20 protein-coding genes and 1 pseudogene are annotated in these 23315 nt (G+C 49.0%); 16 read left to right on the top strand and 5 right to left on the bottom strand.

The genetic code is table 11. The features are described from left to right. Window positions 1–35 precede the first annotated feature (35 nt). The 6 genes and pseudogenes from MKY86_RS31195 to MKY86_RS31170 all read left to right on the top strand — a co-directional run. Window positions 36–1118 (top strand): annotated as a pseudogene (locus MKY86_RS31195) (5-methyltetrahydropteroyltriglutamate--homocysteine S-methyltransferase); the annotation flags it as partial. Continuing rightward, a complete protein-coding gene (locus MKY86_RS31190) occupies window positions 1098–2597 on the top strand; it encodes an aldehyde dehydrogenase family protein (protein WP_076085728.1) in 1500 nt (499 codons plus the stop codon). The pseudogene MKY86_RS31195 and the gene MKY86_RS31190, both read left to right, overlap by 21 nt. A 186-nt stretch (window positions 2598–2783) precedes the next feature. Then, the gene (locus MKY86_RS31185) at window positions 2784–3452 is read left to right on the top strand and encodes a hypothetical protein (protein ID WP_143803900.1); all 669 of its coding nucleotides are present in this window, start codon (window positions 2784–2786) and stop codon (window positions 3450–3452) included. A 152-nt stretch (window positions 3453–3604) separates the two neighbouring features. After that, on the top strand, window positions 3605–4192 hold the full coding sequence (locus MKY86_RS31180) for a sigma-70 family RNA polymerase sigma factor (protein WP_076085687.1): 588 nt from the start codon (window positions 3605–3607) through the stop codon (window positions 4190–4192). Beyond that, the gene (locus MKY86_RS31175) at window positions 4179–4940 is read left to right on the top strand and encodes a DUF3600 domain-containing protein (protein WP_076085684.1); all 762 of its coding nucleotides are present in this window, start codon (window positions 4179–4181) and stop codon (window positions 4938–4940) included. Before MKY86_RS31180 ends, MKY86_RS31175 begins: the two co-directional genes overlap by 14 nt. A gap of 238 nt (window positions 4941–5178) precedes the next feature. Further along, on the top strand, window positions 5179–8292 hold the full coding sequence (locus tag MKY86_RS31170) for an ATP-binding response regulator (RefSeq protein ID WP_340827908.1): 3114 nt from the start codon (window positions 5179–5181) through the stop codon (window positions 8290–8292). Window positions 8293–8410: 118 nt separating this feature from the next. Here the strand turns inward: MKY86_RS31170 and MKY86_RS31165 are convergent, their stop codons facing one another. From MKY86_RS31165 to MKY86_RS31155, 3 genes are all read right to left on the bottom strand, one after another. Continuing rightward, window positions 8411–10126 carry an ABC1 kinase family protein gene (locus MKY86_RS31165; RefSeq protein ID WP_076085681.1) on the bottom strand — a complete coding sequence of 572 codons (1716 nt, stop codon included), beginning with the start codon at window positions 10124–10126 and terminating at the stop codon, window positions 8411–8413. 102 nt (window positions 10127–10228) lie between these two features. Further along, on the bottom strand, window positions 10229–11512 hold the full coding sequence (locus MKY86_RS31160) for an MFS transporter (protein WP_340827709.1): 1284 nt from the start codon (window positions 11510–11512) through the stop codon (window positions 10229–10231). 115 nt (window positions 11513–11627) lie between these two features. Next, the gene (locus MKY86_RS31155) at window positions 11628–12782 is read right to left on the bottom strand and encodes an MFS transporter (protein WP_340827907.1); all 1155 of its coding nucleotides are present in this window, start codon (window positions 12780–12782) and stop codon (window positions 11628–11630) included. 252 nt (window positions 12783–13034) lie between these two features. On the opposite strand from MKY86_RS31155, the gene MKY86_RS31150 reads away from it, so the two are divergent. Together MKY86_RS31150 and MKY86_RS31145 are read left to right on the top strand one after the other, a co-directional pair. Next, window positions 13035–13622 carry a TetR/AcrR family transcriptional regulator gene (locus MKY86_RS31150; protein ID WP_076085676.1) on the top strand — a complete coding sequence of 196 codons (588 nt, stop codon included), beginning with the start codon at window positions 13035–13037 and terminating at the stop codon, window positions 13620–13622. 29 nt (window positions 13623–13651) lie between these two features. Continuing rightward, a complete protein-coding gene (locus MKY86_RS31145) occupies window positions 13652–14245 on the top strand; it encodes a suppressor of fused domain protein (RefSeq protein WP_340827707.1) in 594 nt (197 codons plus the stop codon). Here MKY86_RS31145 and MKY86_RS31140 read toward each other — a convergent pair. Beyond that, window positions 14242–14595, bottom strand: a complete 354-nt coding sequence (locus MKY86_RS31140; protein ID WP_076085670.1) for a winged helix-turn-helix transcriptional regulator — start codon at window positions 14593–14595, stop codon at window positions 14242–14244. The genes MKY86_RS31145 and MKY86_RS31140 overlap by 4 nt on opposite strands. Before the next feature lie 191 nt (window positions 14596–14786). Here MKY86_RS31140 and MKY86_RS31135 point away from each other — a divergent pair, with 191 nt between their 5' ends. The 3 genes from MKY86_RS31135 to MKY86_RS31125 all read left to right on the top strand — a co-directional run bounded on the left by MKY86_RS31135 (window position 14787) and on the right by MKY86_RS31125 (window position 16858). Then, window positions 14787–15155, top strand: a complete 369-nt coding sequence (locus MKY86_RS31135; RefSeq protein WP_076085667.1) for a DoxX family protein — start codon at window positions 14787–14789, stop codon at window positions 15153–15155. A gap of 136 nt (window positions 15156–15291) precedes the next feature. Further along, on the top strand, window positions 15292–16290 hold the full coding sequence (locus tag MKY86_RS31130) for a zinc-binding dehydrogenase (protein WP_076085664.1): 999 nt from the start codon (window positions 15292–15294) through the stop codon (window positions 16288–16290). A 166-nt stretch (window positions 16291–16456) separates the two neighbouring features. Further along, entirely contained in the window at window positions 16457–16858 is a 402-nt protein-coding gene (locus MKY86_RS31125; RefSeq protein WP_076085661.1) for a VOC family protein, read from the top strand. Window positions 16859–16920: 62 nt separating this feature from the next. On the opposite strand, the gene MKY86_RS31120 is transcribed toward MKY86_RS31125, so the two are convergent. Then, window positions 16921–17460: a DUF6199 family natural product biosynthesis protein gene (locus tag MKY86_RS31120; RefSeq protein ID WP_076085658.1), complete on the bottom strand. Its 540-nt coding sequence runs from the start codon at window positions 17458–17460 to the stop codon at window positions 16921–16923. 371 nt (window positions 17461–17831) lie between these two features. On the opposite strand from MKY86_RS31120, the gene MKY86_RS31115 reads away from it, so the two are divergent. The 5 genes from MKY86_RS31115 to MKY86_RS31095 all read left to right on the top strand — a co-directional run bounded on the left by MKY86_RS31115 (window position 17832) and on the right by MKY86_RS31095 (window position 23198). After that, on the top strand, window positions 17832–18800 hold the full coding sequence (locus tag MKY86_RS31115) for a helix-turn-helix transcriptional regulator (protein ID WP_076085655.1): 969 nt from the start codon (window positions 17832–17834) through the stop codon (window positions 18798–18800). Window positions 18801–18955: 155 nt separating this feature from the next. Continuing rightward, window positions 18956–20161: a hypothetical protein gene (locus MKY86_RS31110; protein ID WP_340827706.1), complete on the top strand. Its 1206-nt coding sequence runs from the start codon at window positions 18956–18958 to the stop codon at window positions 20159–20161. Window positions 20162–20250: 89 nt separating this feature from the next. Then, window positions 20251–20754, top strand: coding sequence for an SMI1/KNR4 family protein (locus tag MKY86_RS31105; protein ID WP_340827705.1), 504 nt, complete (start codon window positions 20251–20253; stop codon window positions 20752–20754). Window positions 20755–21478: 724 nt separating this feature from the next. Next, window positions 21479–22771, top strand: a complete 1293-nt coding sequence (gene ltrA, locus MKY86_RS31100; protein ID WP_340827704.1) for a group II intron reverse transcriptase/maturase — start codon at window positions 21479–21481, stop codon at window positions 22769–22771. A 178-nt stretch (window positions 22772–22949) separates the two neighbouring features. Further along, a complete protein-coding gene (locus MKY86_RS31095) occupies window positions 22950–23198 on the top strand; it encodes a hypothetical protein (protein ID WP_076080567.1) in 249 nt (82 codons plus the stop codon). Window positions 23199–23315 lie beyond the last annotated feature (117 nt).

Genomic DNA, 23315 nt, shown 5'->3' with positions numbered 1-23315 from the left:
CTCAGTACACTAAAAAGTTGTAAGGAGATGTAGCGATGATACCCTTTCGTAATGATCATGTAGGCAGCTTCCTGCGTCCTGCGAACTTAAGCCAGGCGCGTGAACAATATAAAGCAGGCAACATCACATATGAAGCCTTAAAAGCGGTGGAAGATCAAGAGATTATCCGGATTATTGAGAAGCAGAAGGAGAATGGCGTATTCGCAGTGACGGATGGGGAATTCCGCAGAAGCTGGTGGCATTTTGACTTTCTGGGCGGCCTAGACGGCGTAGAGCTGTATGAGGAGATCGACGGGCCCAAGTTCCATAATATGCAGACCCGTAAGGGTGGCATCCGTGTGGTGGGTAAGGTTGATTTCTCGAGCCATCCCTTTGTGGAGCATTTTGAGTTTTTGCTGAAGCATGCAGGTGACGCCGTAGCGAAGCAAACCATTCCAAGCCCCAACATGCTGATCTACCGGCTGGAGCCTGGGGCCAATAGTTATAACGACCGGGAGCAATTCCTTCAAGATACGATTGTGGCGTACCAAAAAGCCATTCAAGCGTTCTATGATGCCGGATGCCGGTACCTGCAACTGGATGATACAGCATGGGCAGACCTTTTCTCAGCAGCGGGTCACGATAAGCTGCGGGCAAAGGGTCTGGAACCGGCGGAAGAGCTCAAGATCATGCAGCGCATGATTAACGAAACCTTGGCTCATAAACCGGCAGATTTAGTGGTGACTATGCATATTTGCCGGGGCAACTATAAATCCAACTACTTCTCAAGCGGCGGTTATGATTATGCTTCTGAGGTCATTTTTGGAGGCTTAGACGTAGATGGCTTATTCCTGGAATTTGATGATGAGCGTTCAGGCAGCTTCGAGCCACTGAAATATGTGAACCGGCCGGATTTGAAAATCGTGCTGGGTCTGCTCACATCCAAAACAGGCGAACTAGAGGATAAAGAGCATATTAAAGCCCGGATTGCCGAAGCAGCAACCTATGTGCCCCTTGAGCAGCTGTGCTTGAGCCCGCAATGCGGATTCTCCTCTACAGAGGAAGGCAATATTCTAACGGAAGAACAACAGTGGCGTAAGCTTCGTTATGTGAAGGAAATTGCCGAAGAAGTATGGAAGGCAGACCAAGAGACCGTTATTGTGGAGGCCTTCATTAATGGTCAGAATGTACCCTCCCTTTCGCAGTCAGCCAAAGAGAATCCGGCGAACCCGGCTGAAATCGTAGGCTATTTCCCTGTCACTACGAAGGAACAAGCGGTGGAAGCGATTGAAGCGGCGGCAGAAGCTTTTAAAATATGGAAGAAGACCTCGATTGATGAACGTATTACCCGGATGCGTAAGGCAATAGAGAAGATTAGAGCAGCGGAGAATGAAATTGTCCATCTGCTGTCCAGAGAGCATGGCAAGCCCCTATATGATGCCCATGGTGAGATTTATGTCTCGTTAATGTGGATGGAGTTCGCTTGTAATGAAGCTGCATCCGTTCTACAGGAAGAGGTCCAGGAGCATGATCATGGTAAAACCATCCTGTCCTATGATCCAATGGGTGTGGTGGCAGCGATCAGTCCATGGAATTATCCGATTGCGTTATCTACGATTAAAATTGCTCCTGCCTTACTTGCGGGCAATACGATTGTGCTCAAACCGAGTCCGTTTGCGCCACTGGCGGCGGCGAAGGTGGCAGAGCTGATCGCAGGTGAGTTCCCGGCGGGTGTCATCAATGTCGTTCATGGGGATGCGGATGTGGGCGTTGAGCTGACGAGTAATCCTCTTGTCTCCAAAATCGCCTTCACAGGCGGAACCGCGACCGCCAAGCACATTATAAAAGCGGCTTCAGATACGATTAAGGATATGACGCTGGAGCTTGGCGGCAATGATGCGGCGATCTTCCTGGATAGCTTTGATGTTCAAGATGAGCGGGCCATGCGCCGGATTGTTATTTCTAACTTCCTGACGACAGGCCAGATCTGTATGATTGCCAAGCGTGTATATGTACACCGTTCTATCTATGATGGTTTTGTTGAAAAATATATAGAGGCGGCTAACCGCTGGATTCGCATCGGTGATCCCTTTGATGCCAATACGACAGTAGGTCCGGTGAATAACCTGAAGCAGAAGAATTACGTGCAGGGTCTGATTGAGGGTGCGCGCCAGCGCGGAGCTAAGGTCATTCCGCTCGGCCAAATTCTGGATCAGCAGCGGTTTGAACAAGGGTATTACCTGCAGCCTACGCTTGTTCTGGACTGCGATTACCATGATCCGATTGTGGTGGAGGAGCAGTTTGGTCCTACCGTTCCGATTCTGCCCTTTGACGATGTGGAGCAGGTGATTCATCTGCACAATGAGAGCATCTATGGATTGACGAGCTCGGTGTGGGGGCGGGAAGAGGAGGCCATTTTGGTCGCACGTCAGCTCGAAGCGGGAACGACCATGATCAATACAGCTGCTGTGCAAGGGCTCGATGTCCGGTTCCCGTTCGGTGGCTTCAAGCAGTCCGGTATCGGCCGTGAATACGGCGCAGAGGGCATCCGTACGTATACAGAGCTGCATGTGATCAATGTTCCGAAGACACTGGATCTTCCTTATATCCCAGAGTAGAAAAGAAAAAAATGTAAACACCTTCAAGAGAATGAACTCTGTCGTAAGATAGAGAGATCCTTGGAGGTGTTTTTTGCGTTGGCAACTAGAGTGAGTTACCCGGTAGACCAGCATTACGAACTTTTTGGAGAAACATGATATCATTAAGGAGCGGGACTGCTCAAAGTACGGGTTTAAGGAGATAAAATCATGAAGAAAAAGAAGATTGCCTGTTTACACGCCCACTATTCAAATATCCAGTATATTCAAAACGCTCTTACCTCTGCTGAGTTGGAATTGGTTCATTTTGTGGATCCTGGTTTGATGAGTAGAATTACATCAGATAAAAATTTCGACGAAGGACAAGCCAAAAATAAAGTCATCGAACAAATAGAATGGATATCACAAGCAAATGTTGAGGCTATTCTTATCACATGTACTAATTATATTGCTCTTCTTGAAGAAAACCGGCTTAATACATCTATTCCTATAATAAAAATCGATGAGCCTTTCTTTAGTTCGGTCTGCAGTATTACAGAACCACAAGTTCTATTATTCACTAATCCAGCAACCGTCGAAGGGACAATGAGAAGGCTTAATGAATTTGCTTCTATCCAGGATAAGCCAATTCATATTGAGGCACGTGTCATAGAGAATACATTTGAGCTAATCATGCAAGGTAAAAATGAGCAATACGTTGAAGAATTATCAAAGTACATAAAGGGGATACTTGCATCAGAAAAAAATAAGAAAATTTCTGTTGCACAATTATCTATGGTGGAATCAGCCGTTAAAGTTGAGCAAGAGTTAAATGTAAAAATCGGGAATCCGTTGGATTCACTGATAATACATTTCGAGAGCTTGTTGCTCAACTAACGGGCAATGTGAACATTAGGCAGACAACAATAAACCGACCAAAATCCTTAGTGGACTTTGATCGGTTTATTCCGTATTTTTCCGAAGAAAAATCGAACGAAATATTCTTTATTCCCCAATATATAGTGTAAGACCGAAGGGAGGGGTGATGAATGGAGCATCCAAAAGAATATTCTCAGCTCATTACGCTTACGCTAGCCGGCAGTCGTGAAGCATTTAGTGAGCTATATGAAGCTACGATTAGGGATGTATATCAAACCGTTCATTTCCTCGTTCGCGAAACATCTGAGGTGGATGATATCGTTCAGGAGATTTATATTCAAATGCGCAGATCTCTTGAACATTTTGACATCAGTCGTCCCTTTAGACCCTGGCTTATGGGAATAACAGTGCGACAAATTCATGCCTACCGGAGAAAGAGATGGACGCATCTCCGAATTCTCAAAAAGGCAGAGCAGGTCAATTTGGTGGTGGAGCCTGAATTCACAAGTAAGATTGTCGACAAGATCTCTAACCACTCCTTGCTTGCTAGCGTAGATAGTCTTCCGTATAAGCTGAAGCAGGTGATTATTCTGCATTATTTAAATGAATTATCGCAGGAGGAAAGTGCCGTAATCCTCGGGATTCCTCTAGGTACCGTGAAATCCCGTATTCATGCTGCACTGCGCAAGCTTCGTCAGAAGCCAGAGAATCAGACTCTTTTTAAGGGAAAGGTGGAGGATCTGCATGAATTTCAATGAAAAGCTGCGAACAGTTCTGCAGGAAGAGGCCAGAAATTTAAATGCCCCACCGGAACTGAAGGAGAGAATACTAAATCAGACCGTAACCGGACAAGGGGGAAGACGAATGAAAAAGAAGTGGATCGTAGCAGGCGTTTTGGCAGCTACTTTATTAATTCCTACTGGAGCGTTTGCCGGATATCATTATCTGGCGGATAGTATGTATGGTTCGAAAGAAGCAGCTGCTACGATTGGCCTAAGCCAGCAGAAATATGAGGAGTTTGAGACCAAGCTTCAGAGGTTGAAGCATAATTTTAGCGAGGAAGAAGCTGCCACGGTTATGTCCTTATTGAAGGAATTAGGCGATTACAATCTGCTGGCGGCAGATTCCAAGGGGAGTTTTCACATAGAACGGCTTAATGCAGAAGATCAGAAGGCTTACAAGAAATTACTGGTGGAGCTTGAACCGTATTTCAAGAAAATGAACGAAACGGATAAATCCAAGGCAAAGGCATCTGGCACAGATCGTGGCGCTTTCTGGGATAGCTTGCTTGAGAAGGCTGAACAGAGACTCACTAAACAGGAGTATAGGGAGCTTGAACCCATAATAAATGAGTTGAAAAGCTATGATGCCAAGGTAACTGATGCAGACGGAAGTGTTCATATGGATCGGTTGTCGACAGAAGAAATACAAAAGCAAGAGAAGTTATTGGAGGCGCTCACTCCTTACGTTGATAAGATAGACAAAATGATGAAACCGAGCTCTTAACCCTTACTCTCTCAGTATGGTTTAAAAATCAGTCATTATGATCCAAAACTCGCAGGAGCTTTATTTAGCAGCAAACTGACCATAGAGCAGGGTAGGTCGGAATGGTGCATAAATGGGCTTTTGCGAGTTTTTTGTGCTACAAAATTTCTTAGCAAAAAACTACATGAAGCCGATAGATAAAGAAGAAGAAATGAGTAGGAGAGGGATACTCTTGGCTAATTTTTCATGGAATCACCAAATGAAAATGAAGTACATCTTTTTATTCCTGGGGTTACTATTAGTTGTTCTATCAGGCTCACGCTTATTGTGGATGGAGTTGTTTGGCGGTTTACAACAGGATTCGATAAAAAACGGGGAACTCCATTTACGTAATTGGAATGCAGAAGACGGGCAGATTGTTTTGCTTGACGGGGAATGGGAATTGTATTCCTCACATTGGTTCATGGATGGCAAAAAGCAGCAGGGCTTGGCCTTGAGAGAGCCAAGGATGATTCAAGTTCCAGGGGGATGGAATCAAGCTGTGCATCCCGGGACCTCTACTCCATATGGATTCGGCTCGTACCGCTTACGAATATATGTGAATCCGCAGCAGGATCTCAACTATAGTATTCGTGTGCCAAGTATACGCACTTCGTCGGAAGTATACGTAAACGGCCGGTTACTGGCTAAATCCGGGCGTGTAGCGGATTCGGAAGAAGCCTCTATCGCTAAGAATCTTCCGTATTCTACAACCTTTAAGGCGGACAAAGATGGTGTAATCGAATTGGTAATTCAAGCGTCCAATTATGTGGATAGCCGGAGCGGGGGCATTGTCCGGTCTATTAAATTCGGGACAGAAGAAGCAATTACCCAAGAGATGAAACTTTCGGTATCTATGCAGGTTCTGACAACGGTTATCTTTCTGATCCATTCTGCCTATGCGTTTATATTATTTGTATTGGGTAACAAGCAGACAAAGTTGCTGTATTTCTCTTTGCTGACATTCTCTTTCACACTAAGCGGTGCGTTAAGCAGTGATGAGAAGCTGTTCCATCAAATCATTTATATCGGCAACGTATGGGATTTCCGGCTATCCAATGTAGCTTTTTTAGTTGGAGCCTATGCATTATTGGAGTGTACGAATCATCACGAACTAGCTCTTTGGCACAGAATATATCCTGTATTTAGGGCACTGATCTTGGGGACCGCAGGGATTACGCTATTGTTGGATACCTATCAGTTAACCAGCATCTTCCCTGTGTATAATCTGCTAGGCGGTACTGCTGGAGTCGTTGCAACGATTGCGATCTGTAGAACAGTGGTCAAGGATATGAGAGGGAATCTGTTATTGTTGTTCTCCATCCTTGCGTTGATCCATCATGTGATCTGGATGCTCTTCTGGCGGGAGGGCGGTTATAATCTTCTCTATTATCCGTTTGATTTGATTATTTCAATGGGGTGTTTGGCCTCAGTATGGTTTAGGAATTATTTTAAAATGTATGAAAACACGAATGAGCTAGCAACAACCCTGCAAAGAATGAATGATCATAAGGATCAATTCCTGGCGAATGCTTCACATGAGTTCAAAAATCCGCTGCACAGCATGCTCAACCTATCACAATCTGTTATGAAACGGGAACAGCATGTAATGCAGGCAAGAAGCATCAAAGAGCTTGAAACTGTTTCTTCTGTAGGGCACCGGCTAACCTTGATATTAAATGATTTGATTGATGTGATGAGCCTGCGGGAAGGCAATCCCCGTATCAGCAAAAAGGTTATACCGATCCAGCCGATCGTGACGGGAGTACTTGATATGCTGCAATTGAATGCAGAGGTGAAATCTATACAAATTACAAATCAAATTCCTGAAGATTTTCCTCTGGTCCATGCAGATGAGAACCGGATTATTCAGATCCTCTTCAATTTACTTCATAATGCTGTGAAATACACAAATGATGGAGTGATTTTGATTTCGGCTTATGTAAACGACGGGAGGGCTTATATCGTTGTTGCTGATACCGGAATTGGAATGGATGAGGACATGCTTAAATGCCTATTCCATCCATACGAGCAAGCCAACACAACGGAGACCATGATTGAAGGCGGCTTCGGGTTAGGGCTGAGTATAAGCAAACAACTGGCGGAGCTTCATGGGGGCACATTGGATGTAACCTCCGTTAAAGGAGAAGGTTCGCAATTCAGCTTTTCTTTACAACTGGCAGGCTTGGAAGCGGAGGCGGAGAGTGCGCCGGCGAAATCTTTTGAACCGTTACCCATATCTGCTGTGGCAATTCAAGAACCTGTTCCAATGATCATGGACAGCGCAACCCCCCTGAGTGATGAGACACCGGCAACGTTCTTCAAGATGGATTCCGACCGTCCGGTTCTATTAATTATTGATGATGATCCTGTTAACCTTCAAGTGCTTGAAGCCATACTGCCACCAGACGAATATGATACAACCATGGTAACCAGTGGCAGACAGGCGTTGGCTATTCTGGGCACGAAGGAATGGGATGTGGTAATCTCTGATATCATGATGCCGATGATGTCCGGATATGAACTGACACGAAGGATTCGTGAGCGATTTACCTTCACCGAGCTTCCTGTTCTGCTTCTTACTGCAAGAAGCCAGCCACAGGATATACATAGCGGTTTCCTGGCGGGAGCAAACGATTATGTGACGAAGCCGGTAGAGGCCATAGAACTTAAATTGCGGATACAGGCGCTAACAACGATTAAGCAATCCATTAGGGAACAGCTGCGATTAGAAACTGTATGGCTGCAAGCCCAAATTAAGCCTCATTTCTTGTTTAATGCTTTGAATGCTATATCAGCATTAACGGATATTAATCTGGAGAAGATGCGTGATTTGCTTGATGAATTCACTAATTATCTGCGAAACAAATTTAAATTCCAGAACATTGCAAGTCTTGTTCCGGTTGCAGAAGAGCTGAGTTTAGTGCGTTCTTATTTATATATTGAACAGGTGCGGTTTGAAGAGAGGCTGCAGGTGATTTGGGAGATTGATGATCACAGGTGCATCAAAGTCCCGTTTCTTACGATTCAGCCTCTCGTTGAGAATGCAATTAAACATGGAATCATGAAGCGCAAGCGTGGAGGCAGCATTGTCATACGTATTTCCTTCGTGGAGACCCGGGCAGAGATCACAGTTAAAGATGATGGGGTCGGAATGGATGAGGTTCAATTGCAGCGATTATTGGAAAGGCGTAAAAGCAGTAGTTCCGGCGTCGGATTAATCAATACGGATCAGCGCTTGAAGCGGCATTTCGGAACAGGCCTTCATATCACAAGCTCGCTGGATGCAGGGACAACGGTAACTTTTCACGTTCCGCTCAGCAGTAATGAATAACAATGATGAGATCGGCCGGAAGGATGAAGTGGAAACGGTACCTTCCTTTAAAAGGACGGTACCGTTTCCACTTGTACAGTTTAGTTTCGTACGCAGCGTTAATGTTATCCACATTTCGTTATCCACGCGATTTAGACTTCGGCTTCTCCAACCGGCTACGTTCACGCATAGCGTTGATTTGCCTCGCATGTCTTTCGTCCCGGCGGCCTTGTCTCGTTCGGAGTTGGCTCAGCATAATGAGCAGGCCCAGGGTGCCGAGTACATAAGAGATGATGGGATTCACTTCATTCCACAGGTTGACCCCGGCCAGAAGTAATACTGCGCCAATGATGGTGGCAATTAACCGCTGTGTATTTTTATTCTGCGTCTCGATTAATTTTTGCTCGAGGGAGCTCGCCAGCTTGACCCTTAAGCCTCCGCTATCCATTTTATCGATTGCCGACATGAACTTCTTGGTCGTTGGAAGGATGTCTTTGAGCATATTCTTGCCATCCTCTACAACTTTGGAGATGACACTTCCCCGCAGATCCCTCCGCACCACCTGTTCCACATAAGGCTTAACCGTCCCGACCAGATCAAGCTCAGGGTCCAGTCCGGTACAGAGGCCGTACACGGTGCCTATGGCTTTGCCCAGGAATGTGGTATTGGCAGGTAACTGAAAAGGCTGGGAGTAGAGAAAATTGCGTAATTCCTCCACATTGTCGCCTGACGTCACAAAACTCAGATCGAACGTATCGCCGTTGATTTGTTCGAATAATAACGTAAGATTCCTGGAGAAGACCTCCAGATCTACATTGCGTCTTAAAAATCTCAACCGGTTCAGGGCATCGATGGCACCGTGTGCGTCCTTCAAGTATACGGCCAGCAGGAGGGCGACCATCTGGGTCTTCATATCTCCGGGAATTCGCCCAACCATGCCAAAATCGATCAGGGCGATGGTGCCGTCAGGCTGCACGAGCACATTGCCAGGGTGGGGGTCAGCGTGAAAAAGCCCGTTCAATAGAATCTGTTCTACGAACATTTCGATCAGCGATGTTGCCAGTTGGGTCCGGTCTACCCCCCAAGCCTCGAGCTTGGCGAAATCATTGATTTTGACACCGTCCATAAACTCCATGGTCAGCACCTGCGATGTAGTACAGGACCAATGGATGTGCGGAATCACGACATCCTTCCGGTGGGCTAGCTGCTGCTTGAACTCTTCGGCATTACGCCCTTCTTGCTGATAGTCGAGCTCTTCCATAATGGTGTCATGAAACTCATCATACACGGCATCAAGATCCATAAAGTCTGTAATCATCTTCTGGCGCTTCAATAACGAAATAGCGACCTGAATGGATTTCCAATCAATCGCGATAATGTCCTCCACCCCGGGCCGCATCACCTTCACGGCGACTTGCTCACCTGTCTGCAAGGTGGCCCGGTGGACCTGTCCGAAGGAAGCAGCTGCAATAGGAGTCGCGCTGAACTCAGCAAACTTCTCGCTTATAGATGCTCCGAGTTCACGCTCTACCTTCTGCTGGATCTCGGAGAAATCTACGAATTCTACAGAATCCTGCAGCTTGGACAATTCATCGATAACTTCCTTCGGCAGCATATCCACCTGCGCACTCACATGCTGCCCAAGCTTGATAATTAGCCCGCCCATATCCATGGCGGTTGTCGTGAAATACGCTGCCTGCTTGCGGTATAAGGCCCGTTGCTTCGCTGCAAAACGCCGCCTTGACATCACAACCTTCAGCTTGCTCAGCCACCAGAAATCCCAGACAAACTTGAAAATCATCCGCATGGTTCTTCTGAACCGTACATCCTTCATTAATTTCAGGAATTCGCTCATTCTTGTTCATCTGCCACAGAGTCAGTATGCTGCATCCCAGATCTCTCCTTCTAAAATCCATCTGCCTAACTGTATGATATTTCATACCAGACAGATATACAATTACAGGCTTGGGCGGCTGGCTGCTGATGACTCAGGTTCGTCCCTGAATGCCCGGCGGCCGAGCAAGCCGACCACCAAAGCCAGCGATGTCAGAACCGCCGCCAGCAGATACAGGTTGACGATCCCGAACCGTTCGGCCAGTCCTGCCATGACCAGCAGCGAGATGCAGAACACCAGATGCAGCAGCGAGGCTTGCGCCGACAGCACCTTGGGCAGCATCTGCTTACTGGTGCTGCGCTGGATGAGGGTGCGCCGGTTAATCACCGACAGCTCCGCGAACGGTCCCATCAGCAGGACAAGGACCAGTGCTATATACGGCTGTGTAGTCAGAGCATACACCATGGTGAGCAGGCCATAGCCCGCCATACCGATGAGCATCGCCCCCAGATAACGGTTGCCGATGAGACGCACTGCCGACAGGACCAGCAGCCCGCCGCCGACCGTTCCTGCGAAATAGGCTGCGTTAATGAAGCCCCACCATTCTTCGCCTTGCTTCAGCGCCACCTGGACGAAGGCCAGTGTGAACGCGCCGACCCAGACCGAGCCTCCAAGCATGTCGATGATGTCCATGAAGGTCAGCATCCGCAGGCGGGGCATACGCCAGATGACTTGCCAGCCTTCAGTCAAGGTCTTCCATTTCGAAGCAGATGACGGTGCCGGTTCAGAGTCCGCCTGCTGTCCCTGCATCTGGACACTTGCCTCTGCCGACTCTCTGACGCCAAGCGTAAAAGCGGCCGCCAGCCCATAGATGGCCGCTGTCAGCAGCAGCGCCGGGCTGGGCCCAAGGAATGCGACCAATAGGCCGCTCAGTCCCCAGCCCGCAAACTGCACGACCTGATCACTGACGCTGATCAGACCGTTGGCTTGAAGCAGCCCCTCCTCCCGCGTTACGAGCCGCGGCACCAGTGCATTACGGGCTGGGACGGTCCAGCCGTCGAGGAAGGACATGACGAAGACCAGGGCAAAGACCAGCATGAGTGAAGCAGCAGCACCGTTAAGCTGCAGGTACAGAGCCAGCAGCACAAACAGCAGGAACTGGCCTGTCTGTGAGATTAGCAGCAGCGAGGGCAGCTTGATCCGGTTGATGAGCAGCGGCGCAATGAAGCCGCTCACCATCTGGGCCGAGCTGCGCATCAGCGGCATCAGCGCCGCCGAGACAAGGGAATCCGTCCGGTCCAGCACCAGCACCGTCAGCGCCATAATATACAGGACATCCGCGGCATTCGCCGCCGTCTGAGTTGTCCAGAGATAATAGAAGGAACGTGTTAATAACCGTGGTTTCAAGAAATTCCGGGCCTCCATTTCTGCATCCATAACCTCAAATGTAAGATAAGGATAACAATAATGGAAATTTCAGATTTTGACAAACCTCAGAGGAAAGATGAAGGCGTTACATTGTTCATTTCATATGACGGGTTAACGTCCAGAATATCAGAGCGAGCGCACTGACCGCTGCACCAAGTACGCACACTCCGGTCCAGCCCGCATAAGCGTAGATACTGGTGGATGCGATTGATCCAGTGGCGCTGCCAATGGAATAGAAGACCATGTAACCGGCAGTAATTCTGCTGCGGGCCTCCGGACGCAGATTAAGGATCATGCTCTGGTTGGTGACGTGTACGGCTTGTACGGCCAGGTCAAGCAGGATAATCCCGGCGATTAACGCGAGTAGCGAATGTGTAGTATAGCTAATTGGCAGCCATGAGAGAAGGAGCAGAGTCAGCGCTACGCCGGTGGTCTTTTGCCCCAAACCCCGATCGGCCAGACGGCCTGCCCGCGCTGCTGCTAACGCCCCGGTAACTCCGGCGAGACCAAACGCTCCAATCGCGGTATGTGACAGGGACAGCGGCGGAGCACTGAGGGGCAGCACCAGGGAAGTCCACAAGATACTGAACGCGGCAAAAATCAGCAGGCATAACACAGCACGGATTCGCAGCAGCCGTTCTTGTGCAAATAGCGTGAACAGTGAACGGAGAAGCTGCGGATAGGATAAGGATTCTCTCCGGGGCTCAGACTGCGGCAGCACCCTGAACAATACACCTGCCATGATTAACGTGAGTCCTGCGGAGACAAGGTAGACCGAACGCCAACCGGCCAGATCCGTTAACGCGCCGGCGAATGTCCGCGCCAGTAGAATACCAATGACAATTCCGCTGGTCACCACACCGACTGTGCGCCCGCGTTCGGCCGGGGCAGCCAGAGTTGCTGCGAATGCAACAAGCGTCTGTGTCACTACCGCAAGCAGTCCGACCGTAGCTATGCCTATGAATAACACCATGCTGGTGGGGGCAGTGCCCACAACAACCAAAGCCAGCACGGATACCAGCATCTGTCCGGCAATCAGCCAGCGCCGACCCAGCAGATCGCCCAGCGGCACCAGCAAGAGTAGTCCAAGGGCGTAACAAATCTGAGTCACTGTAATCACGATACCTACGGACGAATGCGTAATCCCGAATTCGCTGGAGATCGCGTCGAGCAGGGGCTGCGCGTAATAGATGTTGGCAACGGTCAGACCGCAGGTGATGGCAAACAGAAGTGCTACCTTGCGGGACATTGAAGATGCAGGCGTTGGCCCGGATGGTGCGGTAATGGCTTGCGGTTCTTTTATAAAGCTGACCAGAGATAACACTTCCTTCGACATAGGGATATAATAACATACTGATTGGTATGAAATAATTCCTGATTAATATACCGCTAACCAAAATTAATTGTCAAGGAGTAACTGTGTATGTTCACTCTGATTGACAGGAGGATCTGCGGCAAATACAATCGTAATATACCATTCGATATGAAAAGAGGGAGTTCTATGGCCCGGCCGCGTGAATTTGATCAGGATAAGGCGCTAGAGGCAGCTATGCATGTATTTTGGGAAAAAGGGTTCGAAGCGGCCTCCTTAAGCGACTTAACCGCAAGAATGGGCATTCAGCGTCCAAGCCTATACTCTGCCTTTGGAGATAAAAAAGGATTATTTGAAGCTGCCTTGCGAAAATATACAAGTTCCCATGCCGCGTATGTCCGGGGCAGTCTGCACAAGCATTCTTCGGTAAAAGAGGCATTCCGTACTTTTTTTGAAGATGTGGTGTCCAAAGAATATGAGAAAAGCCCGAGCACGGGGTGCTTCTGCATCAATTCAATGGTGGAGCTGGCTCCCCATGATGAGAAGTTCGAGATTCTGACCAGGGAACATCAGATGTACCTCTCGGTCATCTTCCAGGAAACGATTGAACGGGGCTTGCGGTCAGGGGAGCTAGATGCCGGGAATAATGCCAAGAATCTGGCGCAGACACTGGTCATTTCGTTAATAGGACTTACGGTGTTCCTGAAGTCCCGTCCTGACAGAGCAGTTGTTGATACTTTTGTAAAAGAGATACTTAACTTATTAACCATATCCTAATCAAAAGAGGAAAGGTGATGACCATCTTCATGGAATCAACTAAAGAGAGGGAGCTCTCCTTCGATATCCGCAGAACCCTTATCTTGGGTGCCTATATGCGGGAGTGGCAGATGCCGGAATACCGGGTCATTCTGAAGAAGCCCGAAACAGGAGCCTATGTTGAGATCTATTATTTTCCTGCAGTGGAGGGGGAAGAGATTGCGAGGTTTGCAACAGTCGGGTTATCCGCGACTCACCGTCCGAATGGGCAAGCTGTGGGTACAGAGTGGGTGATGGCTCTGACCTCTGACTTAGGCGGAGAGTCTATGGACCGGATATTTACCTATCTCAGTGATCTTATCGCCCATCATATAGAGGCTGCCGGTGATTCGCGGATACCTAGGGTTATGGAAGAGAGCCCGCTTGCCCCGGCTAACTGGACAACCACTGCTTTTCTATTGGATGAGCTGAGGGGAGAAAGTGAAGAGCTGGAGGAGCTTCAGGTCGGGAGCGAGAGGGTTGAGATTCTATGGGCGCTGCCAGTCACGGCGCAGGAGGCTGCATTAATTTTAAATGAAGGCGTGGAGGCCTTTGATTCCTACATCGAGGAGATCGAGCATTCCATTATTGATCCGCGGCGCTAGTCAGACTCCAGTTCGCCGATACGTTCTGCGCCGTATAACTGGTTTAGATGTTCGATATGCGTGATTCCCCAATCATTCATGGCCTGCATAATGCCTGACAAGCTTCGTCCGTATTCCGTGATGGAGTATTCCACCTTCGGCGGGATCTGGTGGTAAATCTCGCGGTGGACAATATTGTGGTATTCCAGCTCACGCAATTGTTGTGTGAGCATTTTCTTGGTGATCTCAGGAATGGCTCGCTGTAATTCGCTGAATCTCATGGTTCCGTTAGAGAAGAGGCGCAGCAGAATGACGGGCTTCCATTTCCCCACGAAGATTTCTAATGCGGACTCGAATTTGCAGTAGGTCATGCCGCTGCCCCCTTGATTCACGTAAGGTATCTTTTAAGTAACTAGGTTTAATAAAAGTGTCTACTTCTCATGTGAAACCCTTCATATTATTATGCAACTAAGGTTTCTGGAGCGCAAGAAGAACCGCCTGTCCGGGTGGATGGGATGCGGATGGTGTTTGCGTGAACATATGAGAGGGAGTGACACTGTACATGAATATTGTGCTATGGGTCTTACAAATTGTTCTAGGTGCGGGGTTCCTGTATTCGGGCTGGCTGAAGGCATTTCAATTGGAATCGGCCCGGGCGGCCTGGAGCTGGGTGAATGATGTGCCGCAGGGGCTGGTTATGGGGATCGGCATCGCTGAGCTGCTGGGGATCTTAGGGTTGATTTTACCGATGGCGCTCCGAATCCAGCCGCAGCTCACTCCGCTCGCCGCTATGGGTCTGGCTGCTGCCGCATGTTCCGGCTTGGTCTTCCATCTACTGCGGAGCGAACCGGATGTGTGGATCAACATCATCTTTATAGTGCTGGCGATCATCATTACTGTTGGGCGTTTCCGGCTGTTGCAGGGAGGTTAGGGGTCGTCCCTTGACCCCGCAGTAGCACTATCATTATTTATGATACTCACCTTCTCTTCTAATCATTTTACCTGACCGCTGTAACAGCCTACACTTTGTATGAAGCCACTACAGCGTAAAACAGGAGGATATGAAGATGAAGGCAATTACACTTGGACCGCAGGGTCTGCAATATACGGATCATCCGGACAAGCGTCCTGAACAGGGGCAGGTCAAGGTAAGGCTAAAGACAGCCGGACTCAACCACAGGGATTTGTTCATCATCGCGGCTGCCGCTTCTGCTACAGAAGGTGCGTCTGGTCCGATTCATCCTTGCGTGCTTGGTTCAGACGGGGCTGGCGTAATTGCAGAGACGGGTGAAGGGGTAACCGGCCTGTTTCAAGGGATGGAAGTTATCATTAATCCGTGTCTGGGCTGGGATCGGGCGGATGAGGTGCCTGTGGTTCCTGACATATTAGGGTACCCTGCAGACGGGACTTTTGCGGAATATGTCATTGTGCCAGATCAGAATGTTGTGCCTAAGCCAGCGTATCTGTCCTGGGAAGAGGCGGGTGTGTTACCCTTAGCGGCACTCACTGCGTACCGGGCGTTATTTACCAGAGGGGACCTGAAGCAGGGCGAGCATGTGCTGATTCCTGGCATTGGCGGCGGAGTGGCTACGTTTGCCGCTCTTATGGCGGCAGCGGCTGGGGCGCAGGTTACAGTCACGTCCAGAAGTGAAGCGAAGCGTGCGCAAGCTCTGCAATTACCGGTTACACGGGTGATAGACAGCAACAGCCGTTGGCGGGAGGAGCTTCAGCATCAGCCTGTAGACCTGATCCTTGATAGTGTAGGGCCGGCGACATTCGGGCAATACTTCGAGGTCATTAAGCCTAACGGGAAAATCGTCATGTTCGGCGCAAGCTCAGGCGATGATCTCACCATTCCGGCAAGAGCGATATTCTTCCCGCAGCTTCAGTTGCTTGGAACGTCTATGGGCAGCCATGAAGAATTCACCGCTATGCTTCAGTTCATGGAGCAGCATCAGATACACCCTATCCTGGATAGCGTGTATTCCTTAGCGGAGACTCCGCTTGCCCTTCAGCGGATGGAGCGCGCGGAACAGCTGGGGAACATTGCCCTGAGAATAGGCTAAGGGTAAAGAGACAGGACATAGAGACGCTACTGATTCGGCCCGATAGCCTTGCGCCAGCCAAATGTGATCGGTTTTTCGTCTACAATAAAAACGCTACTGACATAACGTTGTCAGTAGCGTTTTTTTATCATTGGACATGTAAACATTCAAGAAAGGATGAACACTTATGAATTTCGCTTCGATACGTATCATTACTGACGACATTGAGGGTCTGGTTGAATTCTATGAACAAGTGACGGGGGTGACAGCGGAACGGCCCGCTCCTGTATTTGCCGAATTCGTAATGCCTTCATGTACACTTGCCATCGGCCACTCCAAGACAGCGCAGCTATTCGGTACTGACTCTGTAGTGGCGGCCAGTAACCGAACGGTCATTCTGGAGTTCCGCGTTGACGATGTTGAAGCGGAGTATGCACGCTTGAAGCCAACTGTTGAGGATTGGGTACAGGAGCCAACCACGATGCCGTGGGGGAACCGTTCGATGCTGTTCCGAGATCCCGACGGCAACCTGGTGAATCTCTTTCAGCCGGTGACGGAGGATGCGGTTAAACGGTTTGAGGGCAGGTAACGAAAGAAAAAGCTGAAGGTCCCGACGGGTAGCCTCCAGCTTTTTTGTGCATAAAGCCATGTCTAGTCCCCGTAACTCTTCAGCCAAGATTTCAGTGATCCGCTCATAATCTCATATTCGCTCTGTGTATCATCGGGATGCAGCTCAATTCCCCCGGACGGGCCCAGGATAACCATATCTACACGGGTCTGGTCCTTAAAGGTAATGGTCCCGGTGTTGCTCGCTCCGAACGAATTCCCTGCATCAAAAGGTCTAAGCTCAGCATCCTGTATCATTTGGATCATTCTATTCGTTGCTTCTTCGTTTAATACGGTGGGGTTAATCATGCCGATGCTGATTTCCTGAACCTGCCCCGAGTCCAGCTTCTCTTTGAACTGCTCTGACCAGCGGCGGTCTGCGCTGCCAGAGGAGCAGCTGGATACCATCAGGATGAAACCGGCGATTACCAGGACCACACCGGTTACCCGTTCCACCCCTAAGGCCAGCCCGCTGGGCTCCGCATTCTTGAACCTCCAGCCCAGCCGTAAATACCAGGCTACCTTAGGCCAAATGGCGATAACCAATCCAATAGCTATGATTACAGCACCAAGAAATCCAGTCAAATAAATCACATCCTATGTCGGTTCATTCATATTTACTACGGGGAAATATTCCCCCAGGTTTCTTATATAGAAATGCCATCCTGCGAAGGATGGTCTTTACCCTTTTGAAGGGAAAACGCGGCAGCTTACAGAAATAGTATATTAGACAAGAAAATCAATCCAATGAAAGGATAGGGCCATGAGTAACTTCATCCAGAAGCATTGGACGGAGGAGCGTGAGCTGCCGGGGATCAATTGTATTGCTTGGGCAGATGGGGAATGAGGGCTTCATTGCCTGCACCGATGCGGGCGCCGCAAGTAGAATCAAGAAATGCCTTTGCCAGTATTCTAGAATGAACATAGAGCGGTTGGAACGAGGGGGTGAGCGGACGGTGTACGAGTGGCACAGGCAGATCCAGACCATTGTCGATGATATGGACCAAAGTATTAAGCAGCATAACAGTGAGGCCATAACGCTGCAATCTCTTGCTGACAAGCTGGGTTATTCGGAGTTTCATACGACGAGAAAGTTCAAAGAGATATCCGGGATGCAGCTTAGGGATTACCTTCGCCACCGGAAGCTGGCTTTTGCACTGAAGGAGGTGCGGGATAGCGAAAAAAGCATTCTGGATATTGCGCTCGACTATGGATTCTCCTCCCATGAAGCCTTTACGCGCGCGTTCAAGGTGACCTATGGTGTGGCCCCAAGCGAGTACCGGAGACACCCGTATCCTGTTGTCCTTCGTACCAAAATCAACCCGTTTGACCGCTACTTTTTCGGACTAGGAGAGGTTGGCATGATCAAATCTACAGAAGAGGTTAAGATTTATTTCGTAACCATTCCGGCGCACAAATTCCTGCACATTAAGAATTACGAGAGCAACGGGTACTGGGATTTCTGGCAGAAGCAGAGCCTGATTCCAGGGCAGGACTGCGAGACCATCAGCGGCTTGCTGGATAGTATCAAGGGGAAGCTGGATGATGACGGCGGAAGCGATACGAACAGCGGTAACGGCCAGATTATGGCCTATATGAATGACCCGGACGGCAGGCTCTGCGATTGGGGATTTCCGCGTACAGAGTGTTATGGGGTGCGTCTCCCTTATGAGTATGAAGGTGAAGTCCCCGCGCAGATGCTGATGGCGGATGTCCCCGAGGCCGAGTATATCGTATTCGAGCACGGGCCATTCGATTATGAGCAGGAGAACCGCAGTGTCGAGGAACGGATGGAGCAGGCGATGGCCACTTTTGATTATACAGGTACTGGCTACTGCTTCGATCCCAGCCCCGGCCGGATCATCTACTTCTATTTCAACCCGGATCGGTACTTCAAGTATGTCCGGCCTGTTCAGAAGTCATAATTGCTGCCAAGCGCCTGCTGCTCTCATAGGGTGGGTGCTTTACTGATTTCCATAGAAGAAGAGTAATGTAACTCTATGCATGACATACAGCACTGAGGACATCCATAATTTGTGATTAACTTGTAAGAGTTGATGATGAAAGGGCGATATTCCTTATGGATGTAAAAAATTCCAATACATATGGCGGCGTAGCGGCTCAGGCGCGAATAAGGTATACTCGTCCTCTGCTGCTTGCCCTAATGGCGATACTGCTGATCAGCAGCCTGACAGCCTGCAGCGGCAACTCTTCTGCGGGCGAAACAGCAAGTCCGTCTGCACAATCAGCCAGTCCATCGGCACCTCCTGCCCGATTGGCCCAGGCAACCCCTGGAGCAACCCCGCTAACGACCAAAGCGACCGGCCAGATTTATCTGTATGGCGAATCCCATGGCGTTGCCAAGATTATGGACAAGGAATATGAAGCTTGGTCTGATTATTACCACAACAAGGGCATGAGACACCTATTCGTGGAGCAGTCCTATTACGCTGCCGAATACTTGAACCTGTGGATGCAGTCGGACAATGATGACATTTTGGAGGAGCTTTATCAGGATTGGGAAGGGACTCAGGGTCACATTCCCTATACGAAGACTTTTTTTCGAAAAATAAAAAGCGGATGTCCTGATACTATTTTCCACGGAACAGATATTGGGCATGGACCTGATACTACCGGCGAGCGGTTCTTGTCTTATCTTAAGGCCAACGATTTGACCGGATCGGAGATGTACACCTTAACAACCGAAGCGATTCAGCAGGGCCAGAGGTATTACAGGAGTTACGATAATGTATACCGGGAAAATAAGATGACGGAGAATTTCATCCGAGAATTTGAAAAGCTGGGCAACGAGAGCATCATGGGCATTTACGGGGCAGCGCATACCGGAGTCAATGAAATGGAACTTATTACCCAATCGGTCCCTTGCATGGCGAATCAGTTGCAGAAGCACTATGGCAGTAACCTGCATACGGAGGACATAAGCTGGATGGTTAAGGATATTGACCGTATCCGGGTGGATCCCATCACCTTGCAGGGCAAGAAGTACACGGCTTCGTATTATGGGAAGCAGGATATAAGCGGAGTCAAGGATTACGCCTCCCGGGAGTTTTGGCGACTGGAGGGGGCTTACGAAGATGTCAACAAGCTGCCACTGACGGGTAATGTTCTTCCATATGATCAATATCCGATGCTGATCAAAGAAGGACAGGTCTTTGCCATCAGCCTTACTAAAACAGACGGTTCGGTGGAAAGAGAGTACTATGTGTCTAACGGTAAGCAGTGGGAGGGAAGGGATGCGACGTGGAAACTTAAGATAACGGAATGACTTGCTGTATGTAAGCAAACCTGCGGAAATGGTATATTGGTGTAGGAGTTTCCATTTCTTAAGCGGATGGGCAGGTGTATCATTTGGACATGAATAATGGAAAAGGAAAAACTCATGTTGTGGAATTTATGACTTGGGCGGAGGCAAACGGCTGGGAGATAAGGAGAAAGTCCGGTGCTCAGCTGCATTTGAATAGCGGCATTACTTCCAGATATAAAGGACTGCCCGATGAGTATTTAGAATTTCTAAAGGTAGTTGAAACCTGCGTTGCACCGGATGAGCAAACCTGGTTTATTTGTGAGGCTGAGTTCAATCATAGCGCGGAAACCGAATTCCGGTGGAATGAATTTGAAATGCTTAGCGTGGAGGCAGCAGCGGGTGATCCAGCTTGGCAGTCCGAGATCACGGCCTGGTGGGATCATCACTTGCCGATCGTAATGTCTGTGGAGGATGGATATTCCTTCTATGCCATCGACTTAACAACGGATAGCGGGACTATTGTCCGTGGAGTTGAGCCTGAATTTGAAGAGGTTGAGAAAGTAGCAGATTCGTTTGAGGAATTCCTGGCCTGGCTGATGTCGAATTCGAATTAACAACGGATAGCGGGACTATTGTCCGTGGAGTTGAGCCTGAATTTGAAGAGGTTGAGAAAGTAGCAGATTCGTTTGAGGAATTCCTGGCATGGCTGATGTCGAATTCGAATAGATAGATTCTAAGATGCGAGAAGATCAGAACCTGGGGAAATAGGTTCTGATCTTTTTTATTGATTGCGTGCCCAGAGGCACGCATTATCTAGTTGGTGAAAGTCCAACCAAAGGAGGGACCAAGCCACCTTTGTAGCTAGGATGCTTGCGCATGGCGAAATCTGTGAGTAAAAGCGCATCGACAAAAGTACCGGTCAGAGACTGGGCGAGCAACAATCCAGGCCGCAACATGAAGTGAATCTTGCCGCGTCGTCAAAAAGGCCCTGCGAAGGGGATGAGAGGATGCCGAGTCTCGAATCAATAGACGAAGGCCAAGGAAACTGTACAGAACTTGGAACAGCAGTGAAGAATCCTCCGGCGTATAGGGAACGGCATGGATTGAAAGATAATGCAGTGAACTGGGGAGACCCTCCCCCACACGGGAGGAGAAAAAAAAAAGAATTTTTTTTAAAGGAACCCGTAAAGAGACGCTCTATAAGTCCAGAAGACGAAGTGAACCGTCTGTGGGAAGGGAGTCCGAGGGGCTTATAGTACCGAAGAACCTAAGGACAACATAACCTTAGGGAGGGAAGGAGCCCTGCTTTGTTTACGCTTTTGGAGGAGGTACGAGTGAGTGAATGCCAAACGGCTAACGACACCCAAGGAAAAAGTTCAAGAACTCCAAGAAAAGCTAGGTCATGCGGCCAAGGAGAACAACAAGCGTAAATTCCACGCCTTGTACGACAAAGTCTACCGGTGGGATGTGCTATGCGAAGCCTGGAAACGGGTGAAAGCGAATAAGGGAGCTGCGGGAGTAGATGCCGTAACGCTCGCAGATATTGAAGAACAAGGAGAAACAAGATTCCTCAAGGAATGCGAGCGAGAACTGAAAGAAGGCAGCTACCATCCGCAGCCCGTACGTCGGCACTATATCCCAAAGAAAGACGGGAAGCCAAGACCGCTAGGCATCCCTACCGTGCGTGACCGAGTCCTACAGATGGCAACGAAACTGGTGATTGAACCCATCTTTGAAGCCGATTTTAAAGAAGTCTCCTTCGGATTTCGTCCGAAACGAAGTGCGAAAGGAGCGTTGGAGCGAATTCGTAAAGCCTGCAACCGCAAAGGAAATTGGATAGTCGACATCGATATCCAAGGCTACTTCGACAATATCAATCAGGAGAAGCTCATGAAGTTAATACAAATGCGTATCAATGACAGGCGGATCTTGAAGCTGATACGGAAGTGGCTACATGCGGGAGTGATGGAAGAAGGAAACGTACGGCGCTCCGATTTAGGGACACCCCAAGGTGGCGTGATTTCGCCACTGCTGGCGAATATCTATTTGAACTACTTTGACCGGTTATGGGAGAAACACGGAAGTGGGCTGGGAGAACTGACGAGGTATGCAGACGACTTCGTTGTGGTCTGTAAAACCAAAAAGGATGCGGAACATGCGTATGAACTCATCCGCAACATTATGGAACGTCTGGAACTCACGCTACATCCGACCAAAACCCGCATTGTAGGTCTGTGGACAGGAGACGAAGGCTTCGACTTCTTAGGAATGCACCACCGAAAAACGAAAGCAGAAACCTCTCAAGGGAAGGTGTACTATACCACACAGCAGTGGCTAACGAAGAAGGCAGAGGAACGTATCCGGGGCGTGGTCAAAGACCGATTAGCACCACCCGGCATGCGCTGGAAATCGTTTGAGGAACACGTGGAATGGCTCAATCCCAAGATACAGGAATGGAGAAATTATTATTACACGAAGTATAGCCAAAAGAGGTTAGCGAAGCTGGATTGGTATATTCTGCAGCGATTCACCCGGTGGTATGCAAAGAAGAGAAATCGGAGGAGATGGATGAGTTCATTCCCGGAGGTCAAGTATATGGCCAATAAGTGCGGACTAAAAACGCTATTGTAATCTGCATGCCCATGAATGACAAACATCGGAAAGCCGTATGAGGGAAAACCTCACGTACGGTTTGATGAGGAGGGGCTGGGTTACTCCAGCCCTTTACTCTAGAGGAGATTATGATTTTCGTCCGATGTGGATAAGTTGTGTATAAAGCTGGGGGTAAGTGTCTTGGAGCATCGGCAGGATGACTATATTCTGGATCAGTAATAGGAATGACTTCGCTGATTTCACCGAACAGCCGGATAAGGTCGAAAAACCGACCACATTCGGTGCGGCAGAGGCGTGTGGGCCAGATATGATCGAAAAACCGACCACATTCGGTGCGGCGGAGGCGAGTGGGCCGGATAAGGTCGAAAAACCGACCACATTCGGTGCGGCAGAGGCGAGTGGGCCGGATATGGTCGAAAAACCGATCACAACGGGGATGCCGTAGGCATTTTATGCTTGGATTGAGCTAGAGAGTTGCTTCAATCCTGTTCCCAGTCTCTGTCATACTCAAGTTCAACCAATTTAATGAAGTAGGAGGGAGTAATCTTTAAACCTCCGATAA

This window comes from Paenibacillus sp. FSL R7-0333 (assembly GCF_038000365.1).
In the GTDB taxonomy this organism is placed as follows: domain Bacteria; phylum Bacillota; class Bacilli; order Paenibacillales; family Paenibacillaceae; genus Paenibacillus_AQ; species Paenibacillus_AQ silagei.
The sequence above is the reverse complement of the archived record's forward strand: the minus strand, read 5'-3'. Positions and strand labels throughout refer to the sequence as shown.

Bases quoted from the DNA above. Each gene is read 5' to 3' on its own strand.
- MKY86_RS31180 (WP_076085687.1), top strand. From the start codon at position 3,605: ATGGAGCATCCAAAAGAATATTCTCAGCTCATTACGCTTACGCTAGCC.
- MKY86_RS31175 (WP_076085684.1), top strand. From the start codon at position 4,179: ATGAATTTCAATGAAAAGCTGCGAACAGTTCTGCAGGAAGAGGCCAGA.
- MKY86_RS31170 (WP_340827908.1), top strand. From the start codon at position 5,179: ATGAAAATGAAGTACATCTTTTTATTCCTGGGGTTACTATTAGTTGTT.
- MKY86_RS31165 (WP_076085681.1), bottom strand. From the start codon at position 10,126: ATGAGCGAATTCCTGAAATTAATGAAGGATGTACGGTTCAGAAGAACC.
- MKY86_RS31155 (WP_340827907.1), bottom strand. From the start codon at position 12,782: ATGTCCCGCAAGGTAGCACTTCTGTTTGCCATCACCTGCGGTCTGACC.
- MKY86_RS31150 (WP_076085676.1), top strand. From the start codon at position 13,035: ATGGCCCGGCCGCGTGAATTTGATCAGGATAAGGCGCTAGAGGCAGCT.
- MKY86_RS31145 (WP_340827707.1), top strand. From the start codon at position 13,652: ATGGAATCAACTAAAGAGAGGGAGCTCTCCTTCGATATCCGCAGAACC.
- MKY86_RS31140 (WP_076085670.1), bottom strand. From the start codon at position 14,595: ATGACCTACTGCAAATTCGAGTCCGCATTAGAAATCTTCGTGGGGAAA.
- MKY86_RS31135 (WP_076085667.1), top strand. From the start codon at position 14,787: ATGAATATTGTGCTATGGGTCTTACAAATTGTTCTAGGTGCGGGGTTC.
- MKY86_RS31130 (WP_076085664.1), top strand. From the start codon at position 15,292: ATGAAGGCAATTACACTTGGACCGCAGGGTCTGCAATATACGGATCAT.
- MKY86_RS31125 (WP_076085661.1), top strand. From the start codon at position 16,457: ATGAATTTCGCTTCGATACGTATCATTACTGACGACATTGAGGGTCTG.
- MKY86_RS31110 (WP_340827706.1), top strand. From the start codon at position 18,956: ATGGATGTAAAAAATTCCAATACATATGGCGGCGTAGCGGCTCAGGCG.
- MKY86_RS31105 (WP_340827705.1), top strand. From the start codon at position 20,251: ATGAATAATGGAAAAGGAAAAACTCATGTTGTGGAATTTATGACTTGG.
- MKY86_RS31095 (WP_076080567.1), top strand. From the start codon at position 22,950: ATGACTATATTCTGGATCAGTAATAGGAATGACTTCGCTGATTTCACC.